Here is an 18,546-nt window from a genome sequence, read left to right on the forward strand (position 1 = left end):
TCGCTGCCCCTTTGCCTTGCGTGCCCTCGACAATTACGACAAGAGAGAATCCCCATGAGAACTTTCAAGACGATTCCCGTGCGTGGTGACTTTGGTTTCCAGCAACTGGTCGGCCCGCATCAAGTCAGCGGTGCCTCGATGGGTGGTATCCGGGGTTATTTCGGCTTGCAGTTGAGCAAATCCTCGCCGTTCGGCTCGGTGCGTGACGAGGAGGGCAACATCTATTCATTCGTGCGTTCGCTGATGGCGCCGGGCGGTACGCCGAACCCGACCAAGTTCTTCTACCTGAACAACCATGTCGACGGTATCAACCTGCGCATGGATCACGAGAAGATGGCTCGCCAGGCGTCGACGCCGATGCCGGTGCAGACCCTGGAGGGCGACACCGTGCGCTGGACCAGCCAACCCGGCGAGGCCGGTAATGGTTGGGAAATCACGGCCAACAGTGAACGCCTGAGCTGGCGCGAGGACGGCCTGTTCCAACTGGAAGGACGGCTGCTCGGCCCGGGCCTGCAGTGGTATCTGCCGGGAGTGGAATGGGGCACCTTCTATGTGTCCCAACTCTGGGAACTGGCCGGCATCTGCGAAGGACGGCCGGTGAAGGGGGCGATGGCGCTGGACCAGTTCTACATGGCAGAGGGCGGTGCAATCCACTTCAAGAAGGACCTTGTAGTCAATAACAACAAGCACGTGCTCTGGTGGTCGTTTGTCACTGTCTACAAGGACGGCAGTTGGGACGCCGGTTCCTTCATGGTTGGCCACGATCACCTGGGCTATGCGATCTTCACCAACGATAAAGGTGAGGTGCGTGTGACCACCGATATCGAAGGACAAACCCGGCACAAGGAAGGTAGCTACTTCCTTGAGTCGGCTCGAATTGTGCTCGAAGGTGAGGAGGAGTGGGAGTTTCTTCCCGACACCAGGGGTGAAATGATCGACTTTGTCGGTGGCTTCCCGATCACCGCACAGCAGGAGGGGCGCTGGCGCCGTGTCGGAGACACCCGAGAGCCTTCGCACTGGCTAGGCTGGGGAGAGTCCGACCGGCGCAACGGTTCGGCGCGCAACATGCCGGGCCGGGATATCTGATCTGGCCGCTCGAGCTCCGTGCGGCCCAAGCTCCGCGGGAGTGTTCCGTACAAGAACAGGGGAAACAGCCGATGAGGTTCAAGAACAAGGTGGTGCTGGTCACCGGTGCCGGGCGAGGCATGGGGCGAGCCATCGCGCTGGCGTACGCGAGCGAAGGGGCAAAGGTGATAGTGTCTGCTCGTACGCCACGCCATGGCGAGGAAACCGTCGCGCAGATCGCGGCACTGGGCAGCGAGGCTCACCTGGTCGGTGGTGACATTGCCGACCGCTCGTCGGTCAAGACCATGATTGAGGGTGGTGTGGAGCATTTTGGCGCACTGGACATCCTTGTCCATTGTGCCGCGGATACATCATCCGGGTTGGTCGTCGAGATGACGGACGAGACGTTCGATCATTTGGTGCGCAGCAATATCCAGTCGCTGTTCTGGCTGGCCAAGGATGCGGCACCCCATCTTTCTAAGGCGCAGGACAAGGGCCGGATCGTATTCATCTCCTCTGGCGAGGCCAATCGCAAGTACACGCCAACGCTGATCCCGTACAGTTCCAGCAAGGCGTTCATGAACGCCTTTGCCCGTGGGCTGGCGGTGGAGTTCGGCGCACTGAACATTCTGGTCAACGTGATCGAGCCGGGGCTGATAGGCACCGATCACATGTTCGAGTCCCTGGGGGAAGAGCTACCGCACCGCCTGGCCGAGCGCTTCCCTGTGCCCCGTTTGGGGCAGTCGGCGGATATCGCCGCCGCTGCGTTGTTCCTGACCTCCGACGACGCTTCCTATATCACTGGTACCTCCCTGCTGGTCGACGGCGGCGCCACTATGGTGGCCATGCCCAAGGTCGAAGAAATCCTCAAGGGGCATTGAGCCCGGATTGCGCAGGCTGCCAACGGGCGATTGCGTCAGGAGTCCCTGTATGTCCGATACCTCCAATTCATACTGGCGCTCAGCTTTCGACATTGCTGAGTTCAGGCGTGGCTGGCGCATCCTGCTACTCGGTCTCGTGGGGATCTGCACCAGTATCAGCGCCGGTTTGCTTTATGGCTTCGGCACCCTGGTCATTCCCCTTGAGCAGGCCTTTGGTTGGAGCCGGGGCGAGCTACAAGCGTCTATCACCTTCCTGTTTGCCGGTGTGGCCGTTTCCACCCAACTGGTCGGCCCGCTGTATCACCGTTTCGGCCTGCGGCGGGTGGCGATCGTATCGATCCTGCTGCAGGTGGTCGGCTATGTGGCAATCACGCGGATCGAGCATTCCATCGGTTGGCTGTACCTGGCGTTCTTCTCCATGCCGTTGGTCTGTGCAGGCACTATTGCCATTACCTGGACGCAACTGGTCAACCTGTGGTTCGAGCGCAACCGTGGTTTGGCCTTGGCGGCTATCCTCTGCGGCACTGGGATGATGGCGCTGCTGCTGCCGCCATTACTGGCCGGCCTGATCGCCCGGTTCGGCTGGCAGGCTGGCTTTTTCGCCCTAGCGGCGCTGCCCTTGCTGTTTACCTTGCCTATGGCCTTGGCATGGATGCGTTTGCCAACGGAGGTCGAGTCCATGTCCTCGACGGAGCGTGCGTTGGCTACACAACTGAACGGTTTCAGCTTCCGCCAGGCACTGCGCTCGCCGGTATATTGGAGTTTCAATGTCGCGCTGATCCTATCGGTGTGCCTTACCGTCGGTATGGTCACCAATATAGTGCCCATGTTGCAGAGCAAGGGGCTTTCCGCCCAAGTAGCGAGCCAGATCTTCAGCAGCTTCGGCATTTCCATCATCGCCGGGCGTCTATTGGTAGGCTATCTGCTGGACCGCTACCCTCCGGTCCTGGTCGCAGTGACGAGCCTGGCGCTACCGGCCATCGGTTGCGCGGTCTTTCTGTTCGCTGGTGTGCAGAGTACCGCGCTGCTGGTGTTCGCCACCCTGTGCGTCGGTGTCAGCGCCGGTGCTGAATTCGACCTGGCGGCATTCCTCATAGCGCGTTATTTCGGGCTGCGCGACTACGCGCGTATCTTCGGCCTGCACCTGGCCTTGGTCACAGTCATGTCCGGCTTGATGCCGGTGTTCTTCGGTTATCTCTACGAGGCGTACCAGGGCTATTCGGCGGTGCTGCTGTGCTGCCTGGCCTGTTCCCTCATCGGGCCGTCGATCCTGCTCTGGCTGCGGCCGGCAGCGGTGGTCGCGGTCCAAGCAACGGCATGCCTGAAGCGGTGTGCGAACGTCCGGCGGGCCTGCCCGTCTGCGGATACTAGGAGTAAGCAATGAGTGCGCAAGAAACCATCGAGCATTTCCTGCATGGCCAGATCGATTGCTGGAACAACGGCGACAAGGAGGGGTTCTTCGAGCATTACCGGCGGATGTCGCCCGCTGGCCTGAACATCGAGTACGTTGGCCGTGCTCTGCCGACCGACCCATGGCAGATCCTCGAAGGCATGTGGGAAAACCAGCAGCCGCGTTTTCGCGTGGAGGTCAAGGAAACCATCATCAACGGCGAGGAAGCCGCCTGCCATCATCGCAATGCGTTGCGTGACGGCAATGGCGGTATCGAGACCATCGAGCTGTACCGTTTCCAGGACGGCAGGTTGTGGGTGCGATATTTCATCAAGGCGTGAAGGAAGCCACGGGGCACGCAGGCGCGCGCCCCTGACGCTCAGCCGCGAGCGGCCCGCTCCTGCCTGCGCGCTGCCCGCCAGCCCTGGAACAGGAGCAGCGGCAGGCGTAGGATCACGCCGATGCCGAGCAGCTGGGCGGCCTGCCAGCAGTCTTGCGGGTGGACCAGGATGGTGGTGCTCATGGCACCCATGACCTTGCCCTTGATCACCAGTCGTTGACCCTCGCGAGTGATGGATTTGACGTCCACCATCTCCACGCCTTCCTTGCTGAACATCTTCATGCTGCGCTTGCTCCTGCCTGGGGCTCAGGCCCCGACCAGTTCGTCGAAGTCCAGGCCGGATTCCTCCAGCAGCACCCGCGCCACGTTGCGCCCGGAGGCGGCGGTGACACCGCCGCCGGGGTGGGTGCTGGCGCCGGCCAGGTACAGGCCCGCCACCGGCGACTTGTACTGGGCGTAGCCGGGAGCAGGGCGGTTGCCGGCGATCTGCCAGGAGTAGGAGCCGAAATGCAGGATGTCGGCGCCGATCATGGCGTTGTTGTGGCGTTCGATGTCCAGCGGGGTCATCCACGAGAAGCCGAGGATGTTGTCGTCGTCCATGTTGGTGGTGAGCTTGCGCAGATCATCGAGAAAAGCGTGGGCCACCTCTTTGCCGATCTCGTCCCAGCGCTGGGCGCCGCCCTTGAGGTGGTAGGGGCAGAAGGCGTACATGTTGAGCACGCGACTGCCTTCAGGGGCGCGGGTCTTATCGTAGGTGTCCTGGGTCACGTAGGCGATGAAGTCGCGGCGCGGGATGCCGTACTCCAGGTCGCGGAAGGCGCGGGCGAATTCCTCGGGGTCGGAATGCGAGCGTTCCACCCAGAAGAAGTCGTCCACCGCCGGGCCGACCTTATAGCGCGGTGCCTCGCGCAGGGCGACGTGCATGTTGAACGGCTGGAAGCTGCTGTGCTTGAGGGTGCGGATGCGCTGCTCGAAGCCTTCGGGCAACTCGCAGCCGGGGACCATGGCGGGGAATACCTGCTTGGCATGCAGGGTGGAGATCACGCCCTGGCGAGCGAGGATTTCCTCGCCGCTGTCGAGGATCACGCCGGTCGTCTTGCCGCCGTCAATCTTGAACTGTTTGATCGGCGCCTCAGTGCGCACCTCGCCGCCATGGTGTTCCAGGCAGGCGCGCAGGGCGTCGGCGAAGGCTCCGGAACCGCCGACCGGGATGCCCACGCCGTAGCGGTGCATCAGCGGCAGGATGATGTAGAAGCCGAAGCCGGTGCCGTTGTCGAACGGGTTCATCATCGCCTCGGAAGCGTAGCGGGCCAGGGCGATCTTGACCTTGTCGTTCTCGAACCATTCGCTGATGTAGTCCCAGGCGCTCATCGCCTGGGTGCGCATCAGTTCCTGGCCGACCTGGCTCTGTTCCATCATCAGCGCTTGGTGCGAAGCGCTAGGCGGCGTGTTGAACATGCCCATGACCAGCATGTCGAGGTTCTGGAACACCTGGTAGTTGAAGCGGCGGTAGGCGTCGGCGTCACGCTCGGAAAACTTGGCGATGGCCTGGCAGGTGCGCTCTAGGTCGGTGTAGAACTCCAGGGTGCTGCCGTCGTCGTAGAAGATCGCGGTCATCTTGTCGGGGTTGATGTATTTCAGGCCGAACTTCGCTTTCAGCTCCAGCTCGTCGTTGCGTAGCAGCGGGTTGGCCTGCAGCAGGGTGTGCGCCACCGAGCAGACGTCGTGCTTGAAGCCGGGAATGGTCAGCTCGCGGGTCATGACCCCGCCGCCGACCTTGTCGTTCTTCTCCACCACGCACACGCTGCGCCCGGCCTTGGCCAGGTAGCAGGCGGCGACCAGACCGTTGTGGCCGCCGCCGGCGATGACGATGTCGTAGGTCTTGCTCATCTTCTTGTCCTTTTTCTGTCGATGTTGGTGTTGGATTCACGCGCTCAGTCGTCGGGGTAGCGCTCCACGGGCATGACGCTGGGGCCAAGGATCGGTCCGGCCCGCTCATGGCCCCAAACGCTCAGATGCTCGGGGTTCAGCTCGAAGCCGTCGTGGTGCCAGGGCTCCAATTCATGGATGCACTCAACCGCGAACCCGGACGGGCTGAAGTGGTAGAAGGAAACGTGCGGGTCCTGACAGTGCTGGCCGAGGGTCATCTGCATCGGCAGCTCGCGCTGGCGCACGATGTCGTAGGTCTTGCCGAGATCGCTCAGGCTCTTGACGAACAGGCCGATGTGCTGCACCCCCTTCATGCCGGGGGCATGGCCGAAGGCGATGTCGTGGCTGGTCTTGTCGTTCAGCTTGGCCCGGAAGAAGCCGGTACGGCCCTTGCCGGCGCCCGCGCCGTACCAGTGGAAGCCCATCAGCTCGATGAAGAAGGCTTCCAGTTCGGGACCGTAGTCCGGCGTCATCAGGACGATATGGCCGACGCCGCGCTCGTCGGCGACGAAACCGCCGTGGGGGCGACCGGGAACGAACGAGCGCGGCGTCCACTTCTGTCCGTAGAAGAGTTCGTGCTGGTAGCCCGCCGGGCAGCGGAAGCGCACCAGTTCGCGCACTCCGCGTATCTCGCGCAAGGCGTCATCGCCGATTTCCAGGGCCACCCCGGTTGCGCGAAAGCGCGCCACTGCGGCGTCGAAGGCCTGCCGTCCGCGGGCTTCCCAGCCGATATAGGCGATGTGGTCGATGGGGCCGGGGTGAAAGGCGATGCGGTGACGGCGGTCGTCGCTGCGCAGGTACAGTGAGTCGGGGTCGCCCGCCGGGGCGTTGCCCAGCCCCAGGCCGAGCACCTGCGGTGCGTACTCGCGCCAGGCGTCCAGGTTCGGGCTTTCGAAGCCCAGGTAGCCAATGCCGATGATGTCCATGCTGGCCTCGTGTCGTGGTCTTGAACCGTCCCCTCCCGGCCTTTGCCCGGGAGGGGCGCCATGGCCTTTCCTACAACGCGGTCTGGGCGTCCGCCTGGGCGAACATCGCGTTGATGTCGCCGGAGGTCACCGGCTGGCCTTTCTCGCGCTTGGGCGCGGCTCCGCCCATGCCCAGTGCCGGCTCGATATTGACGTGCGTGGCCTGGGCGCGCAGCGCGCCGACGGTGCAATTCTCCCGACCGAGCAGGGGGAACGGGTCGTAGGAGAACTCACGCATGGCGTTGAGGTGGGTGACCTTGTGGATGGTCGCCTCGGGCAGCTTGCGCAGGCTTTCCCAGGCCACTTCCGGCGAATTCGGCCAGGTGCAGTCGGAGTGCGGGTAGTCGCATTCCCAGGTGACCATGTTCTCACCCACGTCCGGCAGGTTGCGCAGGCCGAAATCGTCCTCGATGAAGCAGGTGATTATGTGCTTGCGGAAGATGTCGCTGGGCTTCTTGCCGCCGAAGTCGGCGTTGGTCCAGGCGTGGTGGTGGCGATGGGTGAAGTCGGCGCGTTCCAGCAGGTAGGGGATCCAGCCGATGCCGCCTTCGGACAGGGCCATGCGCAGGTTGGGGAACTTCTTCCACATCGGCGCCCAGATCCAGTCGGCGGCCGAGTTGGCGATGGAGATCGGCATGGAGGTGATCCAGGCATCGATCGGCGACAGCTCGGATGCGTGCTCGGCCTTGATGCCGGTGCCGATGTGGCAGCAGATCACCACGTTGTTGTCGGAGCAGGCTTTCCACAGTGGGTCCCAGTAGTCGCTGTGGATCGACGGGAAGCCGTGCAGCGCTGGGTTGTCGGACAGCGACAGGGCATGCACGCCGAGTTTGGCCAGACGCTCGACTTCGGCGGCGGCGGCCTGCATGTCCCACCAGGGCACCAGCATCAGCGGGATGAAACGTCCCGGCGCGACGTTGCACCAGTCGTGCAGGTGCCAGTCGTTGTAGGCCTGGATGGCCGCCAGGGACACGGCGCGGTCCGGGTGGTTCTGGAAGCGCTGGCCGGCGAAGCCGGGGAAGGTGGGGAAGCAGATCGAGCCGAGGATGCCGTTGGCGCTCATGTCATCGACGCGGGCCTTGATGTCCCAGGTGCCGCGGCGCATGTGCTCGTAGCCCAGCGGCTCCATACCGTATTCCTCCTTGGGCCGGCCGACCACCGAGTTGAGGCCCATGTAGCCCGTGGCCTGGCCTTCGAATACCCAGACATCACGGCCGCCGTGCTGCTCGACGCGCGGCTGGCGGCCCTTGAAGCGTGCCGGCATGTGGCGGTCGAAGGCGCCGGCCGGTTCGATGGCGTGGTCGTCCACGCTGACGAGGATCATGTCTTCGAGTTGCATTGTCGTTCTCCGTGGTTGGCCGCAGCGGCTGCGGCCTATACTTCTGTCGGGTCGATCAAAGGAAAATGCCGAGGTTCGGGGTGCCGATCACCGCCTGGTCCAGCAGGATTTCGCGCCGCGCCAGTTTCAGTTGGCCGTTCTCGCGGCGCAGGATGTCGTGGCGTTCGCAGGGGATCAGGTCGAAGTCGTCGAAGTCGAAGCGGCTGCGGGTCACCAGCAGGTAGCTCAGTACCTTGTATTCGTCGGCCTTGTCGGTGCCGAACACGCGGACGTTGCTGACCAGGCGCCGGGTGCGCGAGGGCGGGTCCTCGCCCCAGGCGCTGCGGGTGTCGGTGATGCGCATGATGCGCACCATCAGCGAGCCATGGCTCTCATGCAGGTGCTGGACGTTGCGCACCACGGTCTGCTGTTGCTGGCGGTTGGGACGGGTGAGGCGCGCCGGGGCGTTGTACTCGATATCCAGGGTCAGGGTTTCGCTCCACTGTTTGAGTTGCAGGGTGTCCAGCAACTCCGCTTCGTCGTAGAGGAAGTCGACGATTTCGCTATGCAGCGGGCTGCCGCTGGAGATGCGCTTGCTGCGATCGGTCGGCGGCAGGGGCGTGGGGGCGAGCAGGGTCTGTAGGTCGTTCATGGCGATCTCCGTGAGGCTGTGCGTGCCATCGGCTGCGCTGCGCAGCCGGGCAGGGTGTACGAGGATTGGGGGTCAGGCCGTCATCAGCGCGTGCCAGTATTTCCACCACTGCCACTGGGTATCGTCCTTGGTGAAGCCCTCGCCGACATAACCGGGGCCGGGCCAGTCGGCAGGCTTGGTGTCGTCTTCGTACAAGGCCTGATACTTGAGGGTGATGTCCTCGCTCATCGCTCCCTTGGCCGCCAGGGTCATGTGTGGCCAGGTGTCGGAGTCGTCCTGTTCGACCATGCCGGAGGTGCCGAGCAGTTGGATCGACTGGCGCAGCATGCGCGCCTTGATTTCCGGCGGGGTGTCCTTCTCGGCGAGGATCCAGTTGACGAATTCCAGCTTGTCCGGCCCCTTGGGGATATAGGCGTGCAGGGCCATGGCGCCGAGCACGGTGCCGTCCGGCTGAGGCAGGTAGATGAACTCGAACAGGCCATTGGGGAAGAAGTTGCCCACCTGCGGCGGGCGCCAGCTCATGACGTGCAACTGCTCGGGGCTGAAGCGCTTGAGCAGCTCCGGGACCATTTCCCGGGTGATGCCCGGTGGTGGCAGTAGGGTGAGTTTTTCCTCGGCGCTCATGGTGGACGGGTCGCGTCCGGTGAGGCGCTGGATCTTGCGGTCCAGTTCGATGCAGCGCATGGTATGGCCGTGTTCGGTCCAGACTTCGACGCCGTACATTTCCGGGCTGAGGTCGCCGCCCTTGCCTTCGGCATCCGGCTTCTTCGCATAGGGGCCGACCTCGCCCAGCCAGCGGTGCAGGGTCAGGGTGTGGAAACCGTCCGAGGCGGATTGCTCGCAGGCGGTCTTCCAGTTGGCGCGGATGATGAAGCGCTGTGGTGGGCCGAGCACTTCCATGCCGGCGGTGGTGCGGCACCAGAGCGTGTCGAAATACCATTTGGCATCGCCGAGGAAGTCCTCGAAGGACTGGCCGTCGATGTTCCAGGTGGCGAAGATTAGGCCGCCATAGACGGACACGCGGGCCTTGTGCAGGCCGAGTTCGGCCTTCGTGCGCATCTTGCCGTGCATGCACTCCTTTTCCACCGGCGCGGCGATGAAGTCGCCGTTGGGGCGGAAGGTCCAGCCATGGTAGATGCACACATGGGCGGCGGCGTTGCCGCCATCGACGGTGGAGATCTTCATGCCTCGGTGCGGGCAGACGTTCAGCGAGACATGGATCTGCTCGTCGCTGGAGCGGGCGACGATCACCGAGTCAGAGCCCATGTCGCGGACGACGAAGTCGCCCTTGTTCGGAATCTCGGTTTCGTGGCCAAGGAAGACCCAGGTCCTGGCGAAGATTTTCTTCATTTCAAGGGTATAAAGCTCGGGGTCGGACAGCGTCCGCATCTTCACTTCATGTTTTTCCAGGTCGATCAGGTCCGAAATCCTCGTGCCGTCGCTCAGCGCCGGGTTGGTAGTGCTGGTCATAGTCGGTCTTCGCTCTTGTTGTTTAATATGAACAAAAAATAGTTTTTTGTTCATTTGCGAGCCGATTATCTGCCCCGTGGAGGGCTTTTTAATTGATCTGAGTCAACGGCTGCTCAGGGCCGGAAACCACCGGTCAGGCACGTTGCTGCTCCCGTTGGGCAGCCTTTCAGATCTATGGAATGGGGCTTGTGGAGTAGGGTGTGGCGGGTTTGCCGGCGGCCGGGGCGCTGGTTGCAGAATGCAGGTATCGATTTGTATGGGCAATATTATTGAAATTGTTCAGTTATGCTTCGACCGCCAGCGCCCCACTCTTCACTGGCCGGGGCGCTGGCGCAGGTACAGCACCAGGGTAAGGCCGAGGGTCGAGAGCAGGGCTGAGCAGAAGAAAATCCATGGCAGACCGAAATGCGCGGCCACCAGGCCCATCAGTGGGCCGGCCAGCCCTACGGCCAGGTCGAAGAACAGCGACAGTGTGCTCAGGGCCGAATTACGGTTGCTCTCCGGCGTGCGCGCCAGGGTTTCCACCCCCAGCCCCGGATAGACCCAGGACACCCCCAGGCCGGTCAGCGCCGAGCCGAGGATCGCCACCAGGGGCGTAGGTGCCAGCCAAACGAGCAGCAGCCCAAGGGTTTGTACCGTCAGGCAGAGCGCGACCACCCGGTAGCCGCCGAAGCGTGGCAGCGCGTTGGGCGATGCCAGCCGGGCGCAGATGAAGGCGATGCCGAAGGCGCTCAGGCAATAGGCCGCGTTGTTCCAGCCCCGGCTGTCGAAGTACAGGGCGACGAAGGCGGTCAGGCTGCCGAAGCCCACCGAGCTGCAGGCGATGGCCAGGCCGTTGGGCAGCACGGCGAGGAACACGCAGTGGAATGGCAGGCGTATGCCCGGCAGCAACGGGGCCGGCGGTCGGCTCCGGGCGAACAGCAGGGGCAGCAAGCCGAGCAGGGTGATGCCGATACCGATGCCGGCAAGCCCCAGCTGGTCCCGTACTAGAACGCCGAGCGGCGCGCCGAGGGCGGTTCCGCCATAGGCGGCGATGCCATTCCAGGACATCACCTGTGCGGTACGTGTCGTGCCATGCAGGCCAATGGCCCAGGTGCAGCAGGGTGTCGAGATCAGAGCCGAAGAGATGCCCTGGAGGATGCGCCCGGTGAGCAGCAGCGCCAGGCCGGCCCCCGGGGGCAGCGGCAGGATGATCGCCAGAGCCGTCAGCAGGCCGCTGCCGGTCAGCACGGCTAGTCCGGTCATCACCGTGCGTTTGGCGCCATGGGTGTCGGCAAGCAGGCCAGCCAGTGGGCGCGACAGCAGGGTCGTCAGGTACTGCATGCCGATCACCAGGCCAACCATGGCGCTGCTGAATCCGAGGGTATTCAGGACATGGCCGGGCAACACGGCAAGGGGGAGTCCGTTGGCGATGTAGGAGGCGAAGTTGAAGCAGACGATCGAGACGATCGACAGGCCGGTGGAAAGCGATTGGCTACGGGCGTTCATCAGGTGTCGCCTTGAGCGGACGGCAGTCGGTGCAGGCTCGTTCGGCAGGGAGCGGGATTGGCCGTGGCGCTGGCCGAAGCCGCGCCCTGCGGTGGGCGCGGCGGCGGTCGTTCAGTCGCGGTTGGCGGCTTCCCAGGCCTTGAGCTCGAAGCCTTCGGCGGCGGCCTCGGCGGCGCTCAGCTGCGGCGGGCGGGAGAGAATCTTGCGCGCGGCCATGTGGTCGCCCGGTCGGTTGCAGGATTCCACCGCGATCAATTGGTCGTCGCGGAAACACAGCACAGAGAGCTGCTGGGTTTCCGTCGAGCCGAGGGTCACTGTGCTGTCGTAGCCGGTGGAAAGCCCGGCGATCTGCAGCTTGAGGTTGCCCTGATCGGTCCAGAACCAGGGCAGTGCGGCGTAGGGTGCCGATTTGCCAAGCAGTCGCGTTGCCACGTTGCGCGCCTGGTCGACGGCGTTCTGTACGGATTCCAGGCGGGTCGGTTGTTCGCCGTTCTGCAGGCAAGGGAAGCAGGCGACGTCACCGATGGCGGAGATGTGCGGATCGGAGGTCAGCAGGTTGGCGTCAACGCGGATGCCGTTTTCGATGGTTAGGCCAGCCTCGCTGGCCAGTTGGGTGTTGGGGATCACGCCAATACCGAAGACCACCAGGTCGGCCGGCAGCAGGCGTCCATCCGAAGTCTGCACACCACTGACTCGGCCGGCATTGCCTTCGATCCGGGTCAGGCCCTGGCGGAAATCGAACTTTACCCCCCAGGCCTCATGTGCTTGGCGGAACAACTGGGACATCTCCGCTGAGACGGCGCGTGCCATCGGGCGGTCGCCGAGCTCCAAGACGTGCACGCTGGCACCCTGTTCGGCGGCCACTGCGGCGAACTCCAGGCCGATGAAGCCGGCACCGACTACCACAACGTTGCGGATTTCCTTCACCAGCGGGGCTAGGGCGTCGGCATCCTGTTTGGTCTTGACGCCGAATACGCCCTGCAGTTCGGCACCGGGGACCGGCAGTGGGCGGTTATGGGCTCCGGTGGCGAGGACCAGATGATCGTAGGAGACCGCCTCGCCGGAGGCTAGCAGAACCCGACGGTTCTGCCTGTCGATGGCGGTAGCTTGGTCGTGGCGAAGGTCGATGCGCTGGGTGGTGAAAAACTCGGCTGGACGGAATAGAAGAGCGTTCTCGTTGATCTTGCCAAGCAGGTAGGCCTTAGACAGCGGTGGCCGCTGGTACGGGAGGCCCGGCTCGTCACCGATCAGAGTGATAGTGCCGTCATATCCTTCTTGGCGCAGCGAGGCCGCGATCTGAAAACCGGCCTGTCCGGCGCCGACGATGACTACTGAGGCAAGTGACATAAGGACCTCTTCTTCAGAATTGCGATGCAGGCAGGTGCAGCACTAGGCCGTCGAGTTCTTCGCTGATGAATACCTGGCAGGTCAGGCGGCTGTTGTCGCGGCGCTCGAAGGCGCAGTCGAGCATGTCGTTTTCGGTGCTCTCCGGCGCAGGCAAACGTGCCAGCCAGGCTTCGTCGACATAGGCATGGCAGGTGGCGCAGGCACAGGCACCACCGCAATCTGCCGGGATGCCGGGTATCGAAGCGAAGGTGGCGGCCTGCATTACCGATTGGCCGATATCCCCGATCACCTTGTGCTCGGTGCCGTTGTGCTCAATGAAGGTCAGTGTGGGCATGGTCTTCTCCTTGGGTGTCGGGTCAGGGGTGGGACGCGATCGGCGTCGAGACGAAGCGGGGAGCGCTGCCCAGAGTCAGTAGCAACAGGGGGCCGATCAAGCTGCAGGCAAGGGAATAGACCAGCATTGCCGAATAGCCTCCGGTGCGGCTGAGAAGGAAGGCGAACAACAGTGGCGCGAGGGCTGATGCCACGGTATTCAGACCCTGGTGTACACCGAACAGGCGGCCGTACTCGCGCAGGCCGAAGTAGCGTGCGACCAGGAAGGCGGCGATGTCGAACTCGGCACCGGCGCCGAAACCCACCAGCACGGCGGCCAGCAGTAGCGGAGCGAACTCTGTGGTGCCGCCGAGGTAGACCAGGCAGCCGATGGCCGGCAACGCCAGGCTGATGGCGGCCACCATTGGTGGCCAGAGGCGGTCGAGCAGGTAGCCGATGAGCATGCGGCCAAAGATCAGGGCAATGCCGAAGCCACTGAAGATCAGGTTTGCCTCTGCGGCTGGCAGGCCTTTGGTCTGCAACATGGGGACGGTGCTGGTGACCATGCCGACGATAGAGGAAATCACAAGCGCCAGGGCCAGGTTGCAGGTCCAGAACTTGGTCGAGTACATGCCTTCACGGAAGCTCAGGCCGGGCAGTTCTAGCAGGGTACTGGTGTCGCCCTGCGCGCGTTGGCCGGCTCTGTCGGAAAGCTTGAACCAAAGCAGGGTCAGCGGTAATAGCAGCAGCAAGTTGAGCAGGGCGAGAAGAACGAAGGCTGCGCGCCAGTCCCATTGCTCGATGCTCCAGGACATCAGGCGCGGGACGACCGCCGCGGTCAAGCCGGTACCGGACAGGCCGATAGCCAGGGCCAGCCCGCGATTGCGGTCGTACCAGAGGCTGAGTAACTGGGTCCAGGTTACCGCCAGCGCTCCCATGCCGATCAAAGGCAGGACAGCGAAAGCTAGGTATAGCGACCAGATCGACCCGTTCAGCTGAGTGGTGCCTAGGTAGCCCAGAGACAGCAGGATCAGCGAGATGACTGTCACCTGCTTCATGCCGTAGCGCAAGTTGAACCAGCCAACCAGCTGCAGCGAGATTACTGCGCCACCGAAGAGGAAAGTGATCGCCGCCTGAAGTTCGCTCTTGTTCCACCCGAATGCCGCTTCCAGCGGCACTACCAGGGTACCGAACCCGTAGAGCAGGGCAGCATTGATGCTGACAGCAACCCCAACCACGGACAGTAGCAGGATGCGCCATCCCCGTTTGAACTCGGTGAAGTCAATAGCCGCTTCGTTTCGGGCGGTAGGCATGGTTTGGCGTCCTTTATTGGTTTTGTAGGGCCGGGGTCTCGAGCAGGCAAGGCGTCTTATTTGATGTTATGTACATAAACGTGAATACTGTGCAAATAGTATGGCGGGGCAGCGTGCCTGTCCAGCTATCTTCCATAACAACAAGAACGGTGAGTGCCATGATGTTTCTGAGAGGGCTTTCGATCGGCGCCAAGCTTCTCGTGCTGCCAGGGTTGTTCGTGCTGTCACTACTGATCGTGTCGGGGATGGCCTATAGGGGGCTGCTCAAGCAGCAGGCAGTGATTGAGGAAATCGACCACCTGCGTTTCCATCAGTATCGCCAGGTGCTCGAAACCTCCTCGGCTTCGCAAGCGGCGATGGTGGGCGCCTATGCTGTGGTAGTGCGAATCCTCGAGTCGAATGGCTCGGCCTCCAGGGAGGAGCTCGAGTCCTATCTCGAGGATATGCAGGACAGTATCGATGACATGCATACAGGGATGGGCAAGCTGGCTCAGGAGACCCGCCTGGGCGGCGAGGAGAAAACCCTCTATCGAGCCGTGGAAGAGCAGGCTGGGGTGGTCGGTGAAGGCTTGTCTGACTTCAAACGCACGGCCGTTGACGATCAGTTGCAGGCGGCGGCGTTGCTGGGGCGAATGCGTGCCGAATACAACGGTTTGCAGGGGCAGTTCAACCGGTTGCTGGGGTTGCAGGCGGAGTTGACCTCCAATGCCTTCATCGAGGCTGGCGATCTGCAGCGGCAGTTGTCCAGGATGCTGATTGTTGTCCTCGTTGCGGCTAGCGCTCTAGCTCTGTTTGTCAGTCTGCTGCTGCGTCGACAGATTGTTCGAGCCATTCGGGAAATTGAGCAAGCTTCCGTTAGGTTGCGCGATGGCGACCTGACCCTCCGTGTGCGGGTAATGGGGCGTGACGAGATAGCCCATACTGCGCAGGCTTTCAACGAGCTGATTGACAGTTTCCAGCAGGCAATGTGGCAGGTCACCAATGTGGCAATTTCGGTTGGCACTTCAGCGGAACAGTTGGTGGAGGCCTCCGCACAGGTGGCTGAGAGCTCCACTGCGCAGGTCGATGCTGTGGCCTCGGTATCGCTCATTATCGGGCAGATGAGCGACGGTATAGCGACTATTTCCAGTCATGCGGAAAGCTTGCGCAGTTCGGCGGAGGCGAGCCTGCACGGGGCGGAGAATGGTCATCTGGCGCTGTCACGCTTGCTCGAGAATATCGACAGCGTGCGTCACGCGTTCTCAGAAATACGGGGATCGGTAAGCGACTTCGTGGAAAGCACCACGGCCATCACTGCGAGCATTACTCAGGTCAAGGACCTGTCGGCCCAAACAAACCTGCTGGCCCTCAATGCGGCTATCGAAGCCGCGCGCGCCGGCGAAAGTGGGCGTGGATTCAGCGTGGTGGCGGACGAGGTGCGCAGTCTGGCGCAGCGTTCCGCCCTAGCGGCCAACTCGATCAACGAGCTGACCTCGAAGTTGGAAGGGCAGTCTGAGGTGGTGGACGAAGCCTTGCGTGCTGGCACTGTGGCGCTGGAGGACAGCAGCAGGCTGCTGGCTGACCTGGAGTCCACGTTACAGCAGGCGGCGGAATTGGTGGGGGATTCCACTCGTGGCGTGGAACAGATTGCCGATGCGGTCCGCGTGCAGAATGTCGGTGGACGGGACGTGGCTCTGAATGTCGAGCGCATTGCGCGCATGGCTGGAGAGGGGGATGCGATTGCTCATAGTGTCTCCAGTGCCGTTATTTCGTTGCGAGGGCTCTCCGAGGAGTTGACCCTGGCGGTAGGTCGCTTCCGCTTTCAGGGAGAGTCGGAGGCGGCCGACTGCACCTTGGTCTGATCCTGTGCGGGAGCATCGATTGCGTTTGCCTTTCTGTTACCGGCGGATCGGCGGTAGTTAGCCGGTTTTGAGCGGTCTGGGGGGATAGGTCGCAGCTATTCGAGGCGAGATGACTTTGGTTTTTGGAAGCGTACTGGGCTTTTATTTACAAATTTAAGAAAAGTGTTCATTATTTTTGCGCCTGCTTGGATAAGGAGAATAAGATGAGTTCCGACAAGGCCCGATTCGAGGTTGTGGTCGAGCGCAGCCGCTGCTGTGGCTACGGTCTTTGTGCTGCGATCTGTCCCAGCATCTACAAGCTGGATGCCGATGGTTTGGTTTACGTCGATAACAAGGCTGTTCCCGTCGAACTGGAAGACGAGGCACGAGAGGGCGCCGAAGCTTGCCCGGCCGAAGCCATCTGGCTCGAAGAGATCAAGCCTGAGGGGCAATAGCGGTATCCGATCTGAGAAAATCAGAACAAGAAATGGAGAATGCAATGACTGGGCGTCTTGAAGGTAAGGTCGCGCTGATCACCGGAACTGGCGGTGGCCAGGGTAGGGCGGCGGCGCTGCGCTTCGCCCGTGAGGGCGCTATCGTCGTGGGCTGCGACCTCAATGGTGCAGCACACGAGGAAACCGCCGCTCTGCTGAGCGCCCAGGGACTTCGTCTGCATGGTCGAGCGCCCGTCGACCTCGGTGACTATGAGCAGGCCAGGGCCTGGGTCGAGGCGGCTGTGGTTGAGCATGGTGGCATTGATATCCTGTACAACAACGCATCGGCGGCACGCTTCGGCAAGGTCAATGAACTGTCTGTCGAGGATTGGCATTACACCATTCGCAACGAGATCGACCTGCTGTTTTATACCACTAAGTACGCCTGGGGCCATCTGGCTGCGCGGCGTGGAGTCATTATCAATGTTTCTTCCACGGCAGCCTGGGGTGGCTCCAAGGTCGCGGGAATTTCCGCACATGCCGCAGCGAAGGGGGCGGTTGTGTCCTTTACTCGGCAACTGGCTGTCGAAGGGGCTCCCCTGGGGATTCGCGCCGTTAGTCTCAGCCCTGGCTTCGTCGCTACCCCAGGGACCTTGGAGTTTCTGGAAAATCCGGTGGCGCGAGCGGCGCTTCTCGATGGTGTCCTGATGGACCGCCCTGGCGAACCCGAGGAAGTGGTCGCCCTGGCCCTATTCCTGGCATCCGGCGAGGCCTCCTTCGTGACCGGATCTGATTTCGTCATCGATGGCGGTCTGCTGGCTATCTAGCTAGGCATAGCCGTTCCTCCCAAGACATTCGAACAAGAAGGTGAAGGCATGGATATCATCGGCATCGGCTACATGGGGTTCGAGACCGCGAGCCTTGACGCCTGGCGCGAATATGGCCCGCAGGTCATGGGTTTCGGCATTGGCAAGTCGCCGGACAGCGATCTGGCGTCGTTGTATTTCAGGATCGACGACCGGCGGCACCGCTTTGCCTTTCACCCTGGCAAGGTGGATCGCCTTGCCTATATCGGTTGGGAGGCGGTCGGACGTATGGCTTTCGAGGCTGGTCTGAGGAAGCTCGAGGCTGCGGGAGTGGAGTTCGTGAGAGGCGATACGGCGTTCTGCGAGCTACGTGGAGTGCGTGAAGTAGTACGTTTCCGCGACCCGGTGGGCTACCAGTACGAACTGTTCTACGGACAGAAGTGGACGCCACGCTCTTTCATTCCCGGTCGTCCGCATACCGGCTTCCTGGCCGATGAACGTGGTGCTGGGCACGTAGTGGTGATCACTCCGGAATACACTCCGGAGTTGGAGCATTTCCTGCTCGATGTGATGGGTTTCCACTGGTACGGAGCCGGCGCCGGCAAGGGCCGAACCGGCTTCTTCCGCGCCAAGCTGAACAACCATACCAGCCACGACATCGCCTACGGCCACGGTCCAGGGCGCATGGGGGTGCAGCATGTCGGCCTGTTCGTGCGCAATGTGCGTGATGTGGGTGAAACCTACGATATCGTGCGCAAGCGCGAACTGCCGATGATGATGACCCTTGGCCAGCACAGCCAGGATCCGCATCTGTCCTTCTACCACTTCACACCGTCCGGCTTTGCCTTCGAGACCATAGCTGAGATTGAGCCGTGGCAGGGCGATCCCTATGAGCTCAACCCCGAGACCCTGAGTTTATGGGGCCATGAGATGGTTGGTCCGATCCTTGGACCGAGCGTGCGTACCCCCGAGGAAGTGCTGGACGCCGAGTACCTAGCCGGCAAGAAGCGCTGAGC

17 protein-coding genes and 2 pseudogenes are annotated in these 18,546 nt (G+C 62.5%); 9 read left to right on the forward strand and 10 right to left on the reverse strand.

The window, feature by feature from the left end; translation table 11 throughout:
* Positions 1–54 precede the first annotated feature (54 nt).
* The 4 genes from M8R19_RS25950 to M8R19_RS25965 all read left to right on the forward strand — a co-directional run bounded on the left by M8R19_RS25950 (position 55) and on the right by M8R19_RS25965 (position 3,677).
* Positions 55–1,086: a hypothetical protein gene (locus M8R19_RS25950; protein ID WP_058490445.1), complete on the forward strand. Its 1,032-nt coding sequence runs from the start codon at positions 55–57 to the stop codon at positions 1,084–1,086.
* 71 nt (positions 1,087–1,157) lie between these two features.
* Positions 1,158–1,946, forward strand: coding sequence for an SDR family NAD(P)-dependent oxidoreductase (locus M8R19_RS25955; protein ID WP_058490443.1), 789 nt, complete (start codon positions 1,158–1,160; stop codon positions 1,944–1,946).
* Between the two features lie 49 nt (positions 1,947–1,995).
* Positions 1,996–3,330 carry an MFS transporter gene (locus M8R19_RS25960; protein ID WP_058490441.1) on the forward strand — a complete coding sequence of 445 codons (1,335 nt, stop codon included), beginning with the start codon at positions 1,996–1,998 and terminating at the stop codon, positions 3,328–3,330.
* Positions 3,327–3,677, forward strand: coding sequence for a nuclear transport factor 2-like protein (locus M8R19_RS25965; protein ID WP_058490438.1), 351 nt, complete (start codon positions 3,327–3,329; stop codon positions 3,675–3,677). The genes M8R19_RS25960 and M8R19_RS25965 overlap by 4 nt, the downstream gene beginning before the upstream one ends.
* 38 nt (positions 3,678–3,715) lie before the next feature.
* On the opposite strand, the gene M8R19_RS25970 is transcribed toward M8R19_RS25965, so the two are convergent.
* The 10 genes from M8R19_RS25970 to M8R19_RS26015 all read right to left on the reverse strand — a co-directional run bounded on the left by M8R19_RS25970 (position 3,716) and on the right by M8R19_RS26015 (position 14,470).
* Complete coding sequence (locus tag M8R19_RS25970) at positions 3,716–3,958, reverse strand: hypothetical protein (RefSeq protein ID WP_058490436.1); 243 nt, start codon at positions 3,956–3,958, stop codon at positions 3,716–3,718.
* A 24-nt stretch (positions 3,959–3,982) separates the two neighbouring features.
* Positions 3,983–5,566, reverse strand: coding sequence for a phytoene desaturase family protein (locus M8R19_RS25975; protein WP_058490435.1), 1,584 nt, complete (start codon positions 5,564–5,566; stop codon positions 3,983–3,985).
* A 44-nt stretch (positions 5,567–5,610) separates the two neighbouring features.
* Positions 5,611–6,531 carry a VOC family protein gene (locus M8R19_RS25980; RefSeq protein WP_058490433.1) on the reverse strand — a complete coding sequence of 307 codons (921 nt, stop codon included), beginning with the start codon at positions 6,529–6,531 and terminating at the stop codon, positions 5,611–5,613.
* A 70-nt stretch (positions 6,532–6,601) separates the two neighbouring features.
* Positions 6,602–7,909: an amidohydrolase family protein gene (locus tag M8R19_RS25985; protein WP_058490431.1), complete on the reverse strand. Its 1,308-nt coding sequence runs from the start codon at positions 7,907–7,909 to the stop codon at positions 6,602–6,604.
* Positions 7,910–7,964: 55 nt separating this feature from the next.
* Positions 7,965–8,540 carry an aromatic-ring-hydroxylating dioxygenase subunit beta gene (locus M8R19_RS25990; protein WP_058490429.1) on the reverse strand — a complete coding sequence of 192 codons (576 nt, stop codon included), beginning with the start codon at positions 8,538–8,540 and terminating at the stop codon, positions 7,965–7,967.
* Between the two features lie 72 nt (positions 8,541–8,612).
* Positions 8,613–10,010, reverse strand: a complete 1,398-nt coding sequence (locus tag M8R19_RS25995; protein ID WP_058490427.1) for an aromatic ring-hydroxylating dioxygenase subunit alpha — start codon at positions 10,008–10,010, stop codon at positions 8,613–8,615.
* Positions 10,011–10,322: 312 nt separating this feature from the next.
* Positions 10,323–11,498, reverse strand: coding sequence for an MFS transporter (locus M8R19_RS26000; protein WP_058490425.1), 1,176 nt, complete (start codon positions 11,496–11,498; stop codon positions 10,323–10,325).
* Positions 11,499–11,609: 111 nt separating this feature from the next.
* Positions 11,610–12,845 carry an NAD(P)/FAD-dependent oxidoreductase gene (locus tag M8R19_RS26005; RefSeq protein ID WP_058490424.1) on the reverse strand — a complete coding sequence of 412 codons (1,236 nt, stop codon included), beginning with the start codon at positions 12,843–12,845 and terminating at the stop codon, positions 11,610–11,612.
* A gap of 13 nt (positions 12,846–12,858) precedes the next feature.
* The gene (locus tag M8R19_RS26010) at positions 12,859–13,179 is read right to left on the reverse strand and encodes a 2Fe-2S iron-sulfur cluster-binding protein (RefSeq protein WP_058490423.1); all 321 of its coding nucleotides are present in this window, start codon (positions 13,177–13,179) and stop codon (positions 12,859–12,861) included.
* Between the two features lie 22 nt (positions 13,180–13,201).
* Positions 13,202–14,470: an MFS transporter gene (locus tag M8R19_RS26015; protein WP_058490422.1), complete on the reverse strand. Its 1,269-nt coding sequence runs from the start codon at positions 14,468–14,470 to the stop codon at positions 13,202–13,204.
* Between the two features lie 749 nt (positions 14,471–15,219).
* Between M8R19_RS26015 and M8R19_RS33525 the strand changes: the two are divergent.
* The 5 genes and pseudogenes from M8R19_RS33525 to M8R19_RS26035 all read left to right on the forward strand — a co-directional run.
* Positions 15,220–15,369, forward strand: a pseudogene (locus M8R19_RS33525) (hypothetical protein); the annotation flags it as partial.
* Positions 15,370–15,795: 426 nt separating this feature from the next.
* Positions 15,796–16,311 (forward strand): annotated as a pseudogene (locus M8R19_RS33530) (methyl-accepting chemotaxis protein); the annotation flags it as partial.
* A 203-nt stretch (positions 16,312–16,514) separates the two neighbouring features.
* Entirely contained in the window at positions 16,515–16,745 is a 231-nt protein-coding gene (locus M8R19_RS26025; RefSeq protein WP_058490419.1) for a ferredoxin, read from the forward strand.
* Between the two features lie 44 nt (positions 16,746–16,789).
* Positions 16,790–17,551 carry an SDR family NAD(P)-dependent oxidoreductase gene (locus tag M8R19_RS26030; RefSeq protein WP_058490417.1) on the forward strand — a complete coding sequence of 254 codons (762 nt, stop codon included), beginning with the start codon at positions 16,790–16,792 and terminating at the stop codon, positions 17,549–17,551.
* Between the two features lie 48 nt (positions 17,552–17,599).
* A complete protein-coding gene (locus M8R19_RS26035; RefSeq protein WP_058490415.1) occupies positions 17,600–18,544 on the forward strand; it encodes a VOC family protein in 945 nt (314 codons plus the stop codon).
* Positions 18,545–18,546 lie beyond the last annotated feature (2 nt).

Origin of the sequence: Pseudomonas sp. R3.Fl (genome assembly GCF_023516765.1) — a bacterium.
GTDB classification, from domain to species: domain Bacteria; phylum Pseudomonadota; class Gammaproteobacteria; order Pseudomonadales; family Pseudomonadaceae; genus Pseudomonas; species Pseudomonas citronellolis.

Coding starts and splice junctions, on each gene's coding strand:
- M8R19_RS26005 (WP_058490424.1), bottom strand. CDS start 12,845: ATGTCACTTGCCTCAGTAGTCATCGTCGGCGCCGGACAGGCCGGTTTT.
- M8R19_RS26000 (WP_058490425.1), bottom strand. CDS start 11,498: ATGAACGCCCGTAGCCAATCGCTTTCCACCGGCCTGTCGATCGTCTCG.
- M8R19_RS25995 (WP_058490427.1), bottom strand. CDS start 10,010: ATGACCAGCACTACCAACCCGGCGCTGAGCGACGGCACGAGGATTTCG.
- M8R19_RS26035 (WP_058490415.1), top strand. CDS start 17,600: ATGGATATCATCGGCATCGGCTACATGGGGTTCGAGACCGCGAGCCTT.
- M8R19_RS25960 (WP_058490441.1), top strand. CDS start 1,996: ATGTCCGATACCTCCAATTCATACTGGCGCTCAGCTTTCGACATTGCT.
- M8R19_RS26030 (WP_058490417.1), top strand. CDS start 16,790: ATGACTGGGCGTCTTGAAGGTAAGGTCGCGCTGATCACCGGAACTGGC.
- M8R19_RS25985 (WP_058490431.1), bottom strand. CDS start 7,909: ATGCAACTCGAAGACATGATCCTCGTCAGCGTGGACGACCACGCCATC.
- M8R19_RS25975 (WP_058490435.1), bottom strand. CDS start 5,566: ATGAGCAAGACCTACGACATCGTCATCGCCGGCGGCGGCCACAACGGT.
- M8R19_RS25950 (WP_058490445.1), top strand. CDS start 55: ATGAGAACTTTCAAGACGATTCCCGTGCGTGGTGACTTTGGTTTCCAG.
- M8R19_RS26025 (WP_058490419.1), top strand. CDS start 16,515: ATGAGTTCCGACAAGGCCCGATTCGAGGTTGTGGTCGAGCGCAGCCGC.
- M8R19_RS26015 (WP_058490422.1), bottom strand. CDS start 14,470: ATGCCTACCGCCCGAAACGAAGCGGCTATTGACTTCACCGAGTTCAAA.
- M8R19_RS25970 (WP_058490436.1), bottom strand. CDS start 3,958: ATGAAGATGTTCAGCAAGGAAGGCGTGGAGATGGTGGACGTCAAATCC.
- M8R19_RS26010 (WP_058490423.1), bottom strand. CDS start 13,179: ATGCCCACACTGACCTTCATTGAGCACAACGGCACCGAGCACAAGGTG.
- M8R19_RS25965 (WP_058490438.1), top strand. CDS start 3,327: ATGAGTGCGCAAGAAACCATCGAGCATTTCCTGCATGGCCAGATCGAT.
- M8R19_RS25990 (WP_058490429.1), bottom strand. CDS start 8,540: ATGAACGACCTACAGACCCTGCTCGCCCCCACGCCCCTGCCGCCGACC.
- M8R19_RS25955 (WP_058490443.1), top strand. CDS start 1,158: ATGAGGTTCAAGAACAAGGTGGTGCTGGTCACCGGTGCCGGGCGAGGC.
- M8R19_RS25980 (WP_058490433.1), bottom strand. CDS start 6,531: ATGGACATCATCGGCATTGGCTACCTGGGCTTCGAAAGCCCGAACCTG.